Annotated in this window: 10 protein-coding genes; 4 read left to right on the top strand and 6 right to left on the bottom strand. The window is 72.1% G+C overall.

Going from position 1 to position 10,392, the window contains the following annotated elements:
- Positions 1 to 43: 43 nt before the first annotated feature.
- Positions 44 to 904, top strand: coding sequence for a DeoR/GlpR family DNA-binding transcription regulator (locus tag ADK54_RS28340; protein ID WP_053728674.1), 861 nt, complete (start codon positions 44 to 46; stop codon positions 902 to 904).
- Between the two features lie 123 nt (positions 905 to 1,027).
- Positions 1,028 to 1,510 carry an SRPBCC family protein gene (locus tag ADK54_RS28335; RefSeq protein ID WP_199827045.1) on the top strand — a complete coding sequence of 161 codons (483 nt, stop codon included), beginning with the start codon at positions 1,028 to 1,030 and terminating at the stop codon, positions 1,508 to 1,510.
- A gap of 21 nt (positions 1,511 to 1,531) precedes the next feature.
- Here ADK54_RS28335 and ADK54_RS28330 read toward each other — a convergent pair whose 3' ends face one another.
- The 3 genes from ADK54_RS28330 to ADK54_RS28320 all read right to left on the bottom strand — a co-directional run bounded on the left by ADK54_RS28330 (position 1,532) and on the right by ADK54_RS28320 (position 5,368).
- Positions 1,532 to 3,145, bottom strand: coding sequence for an FAD-dependent monooxygenase (locus ADK54_RS28330; protein ID WP_053728570.1), 1,614 nt, complete (start codon positions 3,143 to 3,145; stop codon positions 1,532 to 1,534).
- Between the two features lie 155 nt (positions 3,146 to 3,300).
- Positions 3,301 to 4,206 carry a universal stress protein gene (locus ADK54_RS28325; RefSeq protein ID WP_053728569.1) on the bottom strand — a complete coding sequence of 302 codons (906 nt, stop codon included), beginning with the start codon at positions 4,204 to 4,206 and terminating at the stop codon, positions 3,301 to 3,303.
- Between the two features lie 61 nt (positions 4,207 to 4,267).
- Entirely contained in the window at positions 4,268 to 5,368 is a 1,101-nt protein-coding gene (locus ADK54_RS28320) for a PLP-dependent cysteine synthase family protein (protein WP_053728568.1), read from the bottom strand.
- A gap of 218 nt (positions 5,369 to 5,586) precedes the next feature.
- Between ADK54_RS28320 and ADK54_RS28315 the strand changes: the two genes are divergently transcribed.
- Together ADK54_RS28315 and ADK54_RS28310 are read left to right on the top strand one after the other, a co-directional pair.
- The gene (locus ADK54_RS28315) at positions 5,587 to 5,916 is read left to right on the top strand and encodes a hypothetical protein (RefSeq protein WP_053728567.1); all 330 of its coding nucleotides are present in this window, start codon (positions 5,587 to 5,589) and stop codon (positions 5,914 to 5,916) included.
- Between the two features lie 150 nt (positions 5,917 to 6,066).
- Positions 6,067 to 6,591: an ATP-binding protein gene (locus tag ADK54_RS28310; RefSeq protein ID WP_078966696.1), complete on the top strand. Its 525-nt coding sequence runs from the start codon at positions 6,067 to 6,069 to the stop codon at positions 6,589 to 6,591.
- A gap of 37 nt (positions 6,592 to 6,628) precedes the next feature.
- Here the strand turns inward: ADK54_RS28310 and ADK54_RS28305 are convergent, their stop codons facing one another.
- The 3 genes from ADK54_RS28305 to ADK54_RS28295 are packed head-to-tail and all read right to left on the bottom strand — an operon-like array spanning position 6,629 to position 10,247.
- Entirely contained in the window at positions 6,629 to 9,184 is a 2,556-nt protein-coding gene (locus tag ADK54_RS28305) for an ABC transporter permease (RefSeq protein WP_053728565.1), read from the bottom strand.
- Positions 9,181 to 9,963, bottom strand: coding sequence for an ABC transporter ATP-binding protein (locus ADK54_RS28300; protein ID WP_053728564.1), 783 nt, complete (start codon positions 9,961 to 9,963; stop codon positions 9,181 to 9,183). Before ADK54_RS28300 ends, ADK54_RS28305 begins: the two co-directional genes overlap by 4 nt.
- Complete coding sequence (locus tag ADK54_RS28295; protein ID WP_053728563.1) at positions 9,960 to 10,247, bottom strand: SHOCT domain-containing protein; 288 nt, start codon at positions 10,245 to 10,247, stop codon at positions 9,960 to 9,962. Before ADK54_RS28295 ends, ADK54_RS28300 begins: the two co-directional genes overlap by 4 nt.
- Between the last annotated feature and the right edge of the window lie 145 nt (positions 10,248 to 10,392).

Below are 10,392 nucleotides of genomic sequence, written 5' to 3'. Positions count from 1 at the left end.
CCCGGCGAGTGTGTTCGACGATGTGGAAGGGGCCGGCCCGGCAGTGAGCGACCACCAGAATCTGCTCGCGGAGCAGCGTCGCGCGCTGATCCTCGATGAGGTCAGACGGCGTGGCGGGGTCCGGGTCAACGAGCTCACCCGGAAGCTCAACGTCTCCGACATGACGGTCCGCCGGGATCTGGACGCCCTCGCGCGCCAGGGCGTGATCGAGAAGGTGCACGGCGGGGCGGTGCCCGTAGCGGAGGCCACGGCGCACGAGCCCGGCTTCGAGGCGAAGTCGACCCTTGAGCTGAGCGCCAAGCAGGACATCGCGCGGGAGGCGGCCAGGATGGCCGTGCCCGGCAGCGCGATCGCGCTGGCCGGCGGCACGACGGCGTACGCGCTCGCCCAGCAGCTGGTGGACGTGCCGGAGCTGACGGTGGTGACCAACTCGGTGCAGGTCGCCGATGTGTTCCATGCCGCCCAGCGCTCGCCCGCGGGCTCCGGGCCGCGTCCGGGGGCCGCGACCGTGGTCCTCACGGGCGGGGTGCGGACGCTCTCCGACACGCTGGTGGGGCCGGTCGCCGACGCGGCGATCCGTTCGCTCCACTTCGATGTGCTGTTCATCGGGGTGCACGGCATCTCGATGGAGGCCGGGCTCTCCACGCCCAACCTCGCGGAGGCGGAGACCAATCGCCGGTTCGTGCAGTCGGCGCGGCGGGTCGTGGTGATCGCGGACCACACCAAGTGGGGGACGGTGGGGCTGAGTTCGTTCGCCTCGCTCGACCAGGTCGACTCCTTGGTGACGGACGCCGGCCTGTCGGACCGGTCCCGCGAGGAGATGACCGAGCATCTGCGCGACCTCGTGGTGGCGGGGGAGATCCCCGACAACGGCGTCGAGACCGGCGGCTCCGCAGACTTCTGACGGTCCGCCAGTTATGGTGTGCGGGCCTTGCCACGCCGGATTCGTACGGCTGTCTCGTACGCGATCCGGCGCGGGCCCGCCCACGAGGGTTCTCGCTCACCCGACCGCCCGGAGGTATGCGTCATGGCTCGCCGACTCAGGTCCGTGGAACTCGACTTCGCCGAGTCGGCGCCGGTGCGGCTGGTGTTCACGACCCGCGTCTCGGCCGGGCCCGCGGCCGTCTACCGCGCGCTCGCCGAGGAGGTGTCCGAGACGCCCGCCTGGTTCTCCCCTGTCGCCGCGGCCCGGCCCCTGGACGGCGGGGCCGGGCGCGAGATCAGGCTGCGGGGCGGGGTGTTCTTCCACGAGACGATCATGGCGACGGTCCCGGGCGAGCGCTACGCCTACCGGATCGACGAGACCAACGCCCCGGGCATGGGGGCCCTGTTGGAGGACTGGCGGCTCACTCCGGCCGGCTCCGGGACCACCGTGCGCTGGACGATGGCGAGCGACGGCCCTGCGCTGTTCCGCCTGGCGATGCGGGCGGCAGGGCCGGGCATCGGCCAGTCCTTCAAGGGCGCGATGCGCAAGCTGGACCGTCGACTCACGGGCTCGCAGACCACCTGAGCAGCCTCGACTCGCCCTGTATCAACGGCTGGTGACGGATCGCCATGTCTCGTCGAGGGTGTCGGGCGTGAGCCCCTCGTCGGAGCGGGCCGCCACGAAACCGTCCGGGCGGACGAGCAGCGCGCCCCGCGGAGGCAGCCCGACCAGGCTCGGCCAGGCGCCCTCACCGTCACGCAGTACGGCCTGCTCCGCAGCCAAGTCCGCCTCCACGCCTCGGATGTGATGGACCGTCACCGGCAGCGCCTTGGCCGCGTCGGCCCAGGCGGCGTCCCCTTCGGCGTCGCCGCCGGTGAGCAGGGTGAAACCCGGGCCGCACAGGTCGAGGGTGGACAGGCGGACGCCGTCGCGGTCGAGCCAGAGGTGCGGGGTGCGGGTGCCGGTCTGGCCCGCGAGCAGGTCGACCGTGTCCCCGGCCGGGGTGCCGTGGACGGCGGCAGACGCGTACCGGTAGCGGGTCATGATCTCGCCGGTGCCCAGCTGGCGGTCCAGCGCCTCGGCGTTCCGCGGGGTGCGGATGCCGTACCGGGCGAGGAACTCGGTGCGCAGCCAGGCCTGTTCGGCCACGAGCAGGCCGCGCGGGCGGCGCTCGGGCTCGTATGTGTCCAGGAGGGCGTCCGGCGCTTCCGCGCGCAGGACCGCGGCCAGTTTCCAGGCCAGGTTGTGCACGTCGGCGATGCCCGTGTTGGCGCCGAAGCCGCCCCAGGGGGCGTGCCGGTGGGCCGCGTCGCCGGCCAGGAAGACCCGGCCGCCGCGGTAGGCGTCGGCGACCGCGGTGCCGGTGTCCCAGGCGGCGCGGGCGAGCAGGTCGATGCGGAGCTCGGGGTCGTCGGCGCCGATGGCGGTGCGCAGCAGGGCGACGCACCGCTCGTCGGAGTAGTCGCGCGGGCTCTCGCGCGCCGGGTCGTAGGCGAGGTGGAAGGACCACTCGTCGGTGTTGTTCTTGGCCAGGAACAGGCCGGACACCTCGGGGCCGGTGATCTCGCACTGGCTGAAGGTGCGGTCGCGCACCAACTCGGTGAGGTCGGCGCGGAAGTAGAGGTTGAGGTAGTGGTGGGTGGCGGGGCGGGTGGTACTGGTGATGCCCAGGGTGGTGCGGATCGGGCTGCCCGCGCCGTCGGCCGCGAGGAGGTAGTCGGCGTACACGGTGTCGGTGCGGCCCGTGGTCCGGTCCCTGAGGGTGGCGGTCACCCGGTCGTCGTCCTGGGTGAACGCGGTCAGCTCGGTGCCGAAGCGGATGTCGCCGCCGCGCTGTTCGGCCAGTTCGCGCAGGACGGGTTCGAGGAGCACCTGAGGGCAGAAGCAGAAGGCGGAGGGGCTTTCGTCGGCGCCGACCATGGCGCCGGTGGCGAAGACGTGGCGCAGGTCGAGCGCCTCGGATTCGGCGATGCTCCGGCCCCTTCGCGCGCCGCCGAACCTGCCCATTTTAAGGGCGGACGCGCTCGCGGCCTGTACGGCGTCCTCGACGCCGAGCTGCCGGAAGATCTCCACGGCGCGGGTGTGCATGCCCCGCGAGCGGGGCAGCACCGTCGGCTCGGTGTTGCGCTCCACCAGGACGTAGTCGACCCCGTGGTACTCCAGGCACAGGGCGGCGGTCAGGCCCACCAGTCCCCCGCCGACGATCAGTACAGATGGCATGACAGCTCCCCGTGTTCCCCGTGCCGCCGTTCAGTGGATCTTTCCCACCGTAGACAGCAAAGTCGCCGTCGGGGGCAAACTGCGGGTCAACGCTGTGGCGGGCTCAACACGGCGTCGGCGGGCGGCAGTTGAAGGGGCCGGAAACAGGGCCCCGCTCAGGCCTCCTCCCGTGCCGGCACGACCGCCACCGGGCACTCCGCGTGGTGCAGCACCGCATGAGCCACGGAACCCATCAGGAGGGAGCCCGGCTTCAGGCGGCGGCGGTGGCGGCCGACCACGATCAGCGCGGCCGAGGCCGAGGCGTCGACGAGGTGGCCCGCGGCGTCCGCGGGCGCGATCACGGCGTCCACCTCGACGTCGGGGAACCGCTCCTGGAAGGGGCGCAGCCGCTCGCCCTGCTCGCGCTTCACGTCCCGCTCGGCGGGTTCGTACTGATCGGCGTCCAGCCTGCCCGGCGGGAACTCGCCCGCGACCATCAGGGCGGCCGGAGGCGGTGCCGGATAGGCCGAGAGCACCTGGAGCGGCACGTTCCGCGCCCGGGCCTCCACGAAGGCGAAGTCGATGACTTCGTCCACGGTGTCGCCGAGGTTGAGGCCGAGCACGACCCGGCCCGTCGTCCGCTCGTCCTCGCCCGTGCGGGCCAGGGGCGGCACGACCACCACGGGGCAGGGTGCCCGGCTCGCCACGGCCAGGCTGTTGGAGCCGAGCAGCAGGCTGGCGAAGCCGCCTCGGCCGCGCGAGCCCATCACCAGCATCCGGGCCTCGGCGCCCAACGCGTGCAGCGCGTCGGCCACTTCGCCCTCCAGCGAGTCGAACCGCACCGAGGGCAGTTCGTCGCGGCCCGAGAGCGCGGCGCGGACCCGGTCGGTGACCGGGTCGTTCAGCGCCGGGCCCGGGCCGAGCGTGGACCGGCGGGCCGCCCAGAGCTGTGCGGCGTCGGGCAGGACATGAGCGATGACCAGGTCGGCGGCCAGTCTGCGGGCGGTGGGAATGGCCCATTCCAGGGCCCGCAGACTGTGCTCGGATCCGTCTACGGCGACAACTACCGGGCGCGTGTCCATGACGTCACCCTGGCACGCGTCCCGGGGTCCCGCACGGGCAGAAGGTCCCGTTCCGGACAGCTCACCGGGCCGGCCAGACCCCGGTCTCCAGGAAGGTGTCGAGCGTCTCGGTGTACGGGGCGATGTCGAGGCCCTGCTCGGCGAGCCAGCCGTCCGAGTAGTACTTGTCGAGGTAGCGGTCGCCCGGGTCGCAGAGCAGGGTGACGATGCTGCCGGTGCGGCCCTCGGCGACCATCTCGGCGACGATCTTCAGGGCGCTCCACAAGCCGGTGCCCGTGGAACCGCCCGCCTTGCGGCCGATGGCCTTCTCCAGGGCGCGTACGGCCGCGACGCTCGCCGCGTCCGGCACCTTCATCATCCGGTCGATGGCGCCGGGCACGAAGCTGGGCTCCATGCGGGGCCGGCCGATGCCCTCGATGCGCGAGCCGCAGTCGCTGGAGGCGAGCGGGTCGCCCTGGGTCCAGCCGTCGAAGAAGCAGGAGTTCTCCGGGTCGGGGACGCAGATCATCGTGTCGTGCTGCATGTAGTGCACGTAGCGCGCGATGGTGGCCGAGGTGCCGCCGGTGCCGGCCGTGGCGACGATCCAGGCGGGCTCGGGGTAGCGCTCCAACTTCAGCTGCTGGTAGATCGATTCGGCGATGTTGTTGTTGCCGCGCCAGTCGGTGGCCCGCTCCGCGTAGGTGAACTGGTCCATGTAGTGGCCGCCGGTCTCGGCGGCGAGCACCGCGGACTCCTCGTACATCTTCATCGAGTCGTCGACGAAGTGACACTGGCCGCCGTGGAATTCGATCAGGCGGCACTTCTCGGCGCTGGTGGTGCGGGGCATCACGGCGATGAAGGGCACGCCGATCAGCTTGGCGAAATATGCCTCGGAGACGGCGGTCGAGCCGCTGGACGCCTCGATGACGGGCTTGCCCGGCCGGATCCAGCCATTGCACAGGCCGTACAGGAACAGCGAGCGGGCGAGGCGGTGCTTGAGGCTGCCGGTGGGATGCGTCGACTCGTCCTTGAGGTAGAGGTCGATGCCCCAGGCCTCGGGGAGGGGAAAGCGCAGGAGATGGGTGTCGGCGGAGCGGTTGGCATCGGCCTGGACCTTGCGCACGGCCTCCTTCAGCCAGGCGCGGTACTCGGGATCGCTGCGGTCCACATCGATGGTTTCCATGCCACTCCTCGTCGTGTCTGTGTGCCGCCCCCACGCTTGACAATACCGCTCCCACCTGCACAAACGTTCCCTTTGGGGATCCATAGGAGTGGCTTGTGGGGCGCCTGGTGACCACCGGACGACGCTGGCCCGGACCCGATCCTCCGTGCGCCCTGGTGCGTAGGCTCGTCGTTGTGCACACTGCCCACCAGGAACGATGCGAAGGGGGCCGGACGGTCATGGCGGAACCCGAGTTCAGTGCGAAGGGCGTACGGATCGAGCGGTGGACCCGCTCGCTGACGAGGGCCGGCCAGGTGCTGATCAAGGACGGTCGGCTCGCCCTGCTCACCAGCAACGGGCGGGAGATCGACAGTGCGCCCGTCGACACGGTCAGCGCGGCGCGCCCCTGGCTGCCGTGGCTCGCCAAGGAGGACCGGACGGTGGCACGGCTGAACGGCACCCGTTACCGCTTGACGATGGGCGAGGAGCCGGACCGCTCACGCGGCCCCGATCTGACCCAGCGATTCCTGCAGGCCATACGGCAGACGACGCACGGCGCGCACAGCTGAAACGCGTGTGGCCCCGGGGGCGGAGTTGCGCAGTGCGAACCCTTGGGCCACGCTGGTGTCACATCACTGAGGGTTGACCGGCGGTGACGCTGCGAGCAGGGCCGCCGGACCAGACAGCTACTTCCGGACCTCATTCGGGGAGTCGCAACCGTGATCAGCCAGCCAAGCAGGCAGTGCACGGTGGAGCTCCAAGCCCTGCCGTCGCGGATCGGACAGGTCCGCAGAATCGTATCGGCGCAGTTGCGCTACTGGCATCTGGACCCGTTGATAGACGAGGCGGCGCTCGGTGTCACCGAGTTGCTCACCAACGTCCACCGGCATGCCGAGCCGGACAAGGTATGCACCGTGGAGATCGAGCTGCTGCTCGACCGGCTCACCATCTCCGTCCACGACCACGATCCGACGCTGCCCGCCGTGCGCAACGCCGAAGCGCTCGCCACCAACGGCCGCGGTCTTGCCCTGATAGCCGCGGTCAGCGAGAGCTGGGGCGTCCGCCCGCTGGGTGAGTCCGGCAAGGCCGTGTGGTTCACGCTCACCGCGCCCTCCCCCGCCATCGCTCTGCCGCCGTACCCGCTGTACGGCGCGGCGGCGAGCACTCCTTTCACTCAGGCGCGGCCCTCGCGCGCGGTGCGCGGACGGGCGACCGGCGTCACCCGGTCGCCCGTCGCGCGCTGAGAGCCCGTGCCTGACCGGGCGGGACGGGTGACGGGTGCTATTCGGTCGCGATCGCACGCAGTACGTCGAGTCGCGCCGCCCGGCGCGCGGGCCGCAAGCCCGCCACCGCCCCGGCCAGCAGGCCGACGAGGGCGACCACCGTCAACGGGAGCGGCGGCAGCGCGAAGGCACTGGTGCCCGCCGAGTCGGACGCCTTGACGAGCACCCAGCCGAGGAACGCGCCGAGCCCGAGCCCGCCCGCCGTGCCGAACGCGGCGACCAGCACCGACTCCCAGCGCACCATGGCCCGCAACTGGGCCCGGGTCTGGCCGACCGCGCGCAACAGCCCGAGTTCCCGGGTGCGTTCGTGGACGGCGAGGGTCAGGGTGTTGGCGATGCCGAGCAGGGCGATGACGACGGCGAGTGCCAGCAGGGCGTAGACCAGGGTGAGCATCATGTCGATGCCGCTCGCCGAGGAGGCGGCGTACTCGGCACGGGTCTGTACCTCGGGGCTCCCGTACGCGGCGGCGGTCCGCTCGACCGCCCGCTTGCCCTCGGCGAGCGGGACGCCGGGCTTGAACGAGACCGCCACCAGGCTGTCGGAGTCCTGGCCGCGGTGCGGGGCCCAGGCCTCGCGGGTGAGCAGGTAGTCGCCCGCCAGGTCCTTCTCCGCGTAGACGGCGCGGACGGTGAAGGTCTGCTTCTGGCCGTCGGGGAAGGCGAGTCGGGTCGTGGAGCCGACGTGCCAGCCCTTCTTGTCGGCCTCGTCGGTGGAGACCGCGAGGCCGTCCGCGCCGAGGCTGCTCAGCGATCCCTCGACCCTGCCCAGGTCGAGCACGCCGGAGAGTCTCGCCGGGTCGGTGACGGTCAGGGCGCGCCCGCCTCCGTCGACGTCCGCGACGCCCTTGCCGAGCCCGACGGCGGTCCTCACCTCGGGCAACTCGGCCACAGCGGGGGCGAGTTGGGGGCTGAGGCCGGCGCCGCCCGCGCCGAACGCCCGGGCGCTGACGGCGACATCGCCCGCGAAGGACTTCGACACCGTCTGGTCCATGGTCGCCTTGAGTGAGGCACCGAAGACGGTGAACAGGGAGACGACGGCGACGCCGATCATCAGCGCGGTCGCGGTGGCGGCGGTGCGCTTGGGACTGCGCAGCGCGTTGCGCCGGGCGAGCGAGCCGGTGACGCCGCGCACCCTGTCGAGCGGGCCGCCGAGGAAACGTACGGCGTACGTGGACGCGACGGGGCCCAGCACCACGAAGGCGGCCAGGGTCAGCACCGCGCCTGCCCCGGCGAGCAGCACGTTCGGGCCGGCGAGCACTCCGGCGAGGGTGACCGCGACACCGGCCGGGAGCAGGATGCCGCCGGTGAGCTTGCGCGTGCGGGAGGCGCCGGACTGGTCGACGGCCGTCTCGCGCAGCGCGGCCAGCGGTGCGGTGCGGCCGGCCCGCAGCGCCGGCAGCAGCGCCGAGCCGAGGCAGACCAGGACGCCGACGGCGATGGGGAGTGCGACGGAGAGCGCGCTGATCACCAAGTCTCCGTCGGGGAAGGGGAATCCGATGGCCGGGAAGAGTGCTTGGAGTCCGGCCGCGATGCCGATGCCGGCGAGCACACCGACGGCCGACGCGGCGAACGCGACGGCCGTGGCCTCGGCGAGCGTGGCCGCGGTGACCTGCCGCCGTGCGGCGCCGAGCGCGCGGAGCAGGGCGTTCTCGCGGGTGCGCTGGGCGACGACGATCGCGAAGGTGTTGTGGATGGAGAAGGTCGCGACGAGCAGGGCTATGCCGGAGAAGACGAGGAGGAGGGTGGTGAAGAGGTCGAGGAACGTTCCGGCGACCATGTCGAGGCTCTCGGCCGAGGCGGCCTTGCCGGTGATGGCCTCAACTCCGGTCGGCAGTACGGGAGTCAGCCGGTCGACGAGCTGCTGCTGGCTGACGCCGGGGCCCGCGCGGACGGCGATGGAGGAGGCCTCGCCCGGCTTGGGGGTGAGGTACTTCTCCGCGTCGGCCAGGGTCAGTCCGGCGTAGGTGACCTGCCCCATGCCGTCCTGGCCGCCGAAGGTGGCGATGCCGACGATGCGGACGGTGACGGGGTCCGGGGCGCGCAGCACGGTGGTGTCGCCGAGCTTCAGGCCGCCCTTGCCGGCGGCACCCCGGTTGACGACGACCTCGCCGGGCGCCTGCGGGGCACGGCCCTCGGCCAGTTGGTACGGGTTGAGCTTCGGGTCGGCGATCCAGTTCCCGGCGCGGGTGGGCGGGCCCTGGCCGCCGATGGGCTTGTGGTCGGCGCCGACGAGCTGGCCCGAGCCATCGACGACGGGGGCGGCGGCCGCGACGCCGGAAACGGCTTGGATCTTGGTCAGTAGCGCGGTGTCGACGGGGCGGCGGGCGCCCTGGCCCTGCCCGGCGACGGTGACGACGTCGGCGCTGCGGACGACGGCGTCCGTGCCGCCGTTGGCGCTGGTGAAGAGGGTGTCGAAGCTGGCGCGGAGGGTGTCGCCCATGACGAGCGTCCCGGCGAGGAAGGCGACGCCGAGGAGGACGGAGACGAAGGTGCCCGCGAAGCGGCGCCGGTGGGAGCGCAGGGAGTTGAGGCTGAGGCGCAGCGAGGCGTTCATGTCCCTTGCCTCCCAAGGGAGTTGATGCTGTCCTCGCCCTGCGAGAGCAGGCGCATGCGGTCCAGGACACGGTCCGCGGTGGGGTCCGGCATCCGGTCGACGAGTCGGCCGTCGGCAAGGAAGAGCACCTCGTCCGCGTGGGCGGCGGCGACCGGGTCGTGGGTGACCATGACGACGGTGCGGGCGGTCTGGCGCACGGTCCGGCCGAGCAGTCGAAGGACTTCCTCACCGGAGCGCGAGTCGAGGTTTCCGGTCGGCTCGTCCGCGAAGACGACGTCCGGGCGGCCGGCGAAGGCGCGGGCCACGGCGACCCGTTGCTGCTGGCCGCCGGAGAGTTCACCGGGGCGGTGGTGAAGGCGGTCGCGGAGGCCGACGGTGTCGATGAGCGCGTCGATCCATTCGCGGTCGCCGCGCTGCCCCGCGAGGTCGAGGGGCAGCGTGATGTTCTCGGCGACGGTGAGCGTGGGGATCAGGTTGAAGGCCTGGAAGACGAATCCGACGCGTTCGCGGCGCAGCAGGGTGAGCCTGCGGTCGTCGAGGGCGCTCAGGTCGGTGTCTCCGATGAAGGCGGCGCCGGCGCTGAGGGTGTCGAGCCCGGCGGCGCAGTGCATGAGGGTGGACTTGCCGGAGCCCGAGGGCCCCATGATCGCGGTGAAGCGTCCGGCGTGGAAGTCGACGCTCACCCCGTCCAGGGCCCTCACTTCGGTGTCACCGGTGCCGTACACCTTCACGGCGTCGACGACCCGGGCGGCGATGGCGGTGCGGACGGCGGTGCTCATGCCGCACCACCCTTGCCCCCAGGAGTCGGGTTCGTCCGTCCGAAGTGTTCCTCCAGGACGGAGATCCGGCGCCAGTACTCCTCCTCGTCGATCTCTCCGGCCGCGAACCGGCGGCCGAGGACGGCGATGGGCGAGCGGTCGTCCATGGGCGGGCGCCACGGTCCGCGGCGGCCCCGCCAACCGGTGCGGCGCAGCACCGTGACGACGGTGAAGATCACGGCCGCCCATACCAGCGGGACGAAGAAGATCCAGGGTCCGGGTCCTGCGTAGGCCAGGGTGTTCATCTCGGTCAGCTCCCTCGGTGGGGTGGTTTCTCGCTGCTTCGAGCCTCCCGCCGCAAGGGGGTCCGAGTCGTCGTACGGCCAGCGGCAGTCGGCGTACCCCGCAGGGAGTAGATCGGGTTCCGGTGACTGCTCTGGATTCTGTACC

The organism is Streptomyces sp. WM6378 (genome assembly GCF_001279695.1).
Classification (GTDB): Bacteria; Actinomycetota; Actinomycetes; order Streptomycetales; family Streptomycetaceae; genus Streptomyces.
This window is presented reverse-complemented; position numbering and strand designations above follow the sequence as displayed.

Excerpts from the sequence above, each read along its gene's own strand:
- ADK54_RS28330 (WP_053728570.1), bottom strand. The coding sequence starts at position 3,145 with ATGCCATCTGTACTGATCGTCGGCGGGGGACTGGTGGGCCTGACCGCC.
- ADK54_RS28300 (WP_053728564.1), bottom strand. The coding sequence starts at position 9,963 with ATGAGCACCGCCGTCCGCACCGCCATCGCCGCCCGGGTCGTCGACGCC.
- ADK54_RS28305 (WP_053728565.1), bottom strand. The coding sequence starts at position 9,184 with ATGAACGCCTCGCTGCGCCTCAGCCTCAACTCCCTGCGCTCCCACCGG.
- ADK54_RS28335 (WP_199827045.1), top strand. The coding sequence starts at position 1,028 with ATGGCTCGCCGACTCAGGTCCGTGGAACTCGACTTCGCCGAGTCGGCG.
- ADK54_RS28315 (WP_053728567.1), top strand. The coding sequence starts at position 5,587 with ATGGCGGAACCCGAGTTCAGTGCGAAGGGCGTACGGATCGAGCGGTGG.
- ADK54_RS28320 (WP_053728568.1), bottom strand. The coding sequence starts at position 5,368 with ATGGAAACCATCGATGTGGACCGCAGCGATCCCGAGTACCGCGCCTGG.
- ADK54_RS28295 (WP_053728563.1), bottom strand. The coding sequence starts at position 10,247 with ATGAACACCCTGGCCTACGCAGGACCCGGACCCTGGATCTTCTTCGTC.
- ADK54_RS28325 (WP_053728569.1), bottom strand. The coding sequence starts at position 4,206 with ATGGACACGCGCCCGGTAGTTGTCGCCGTAGACGGATCCGAGCACAGT.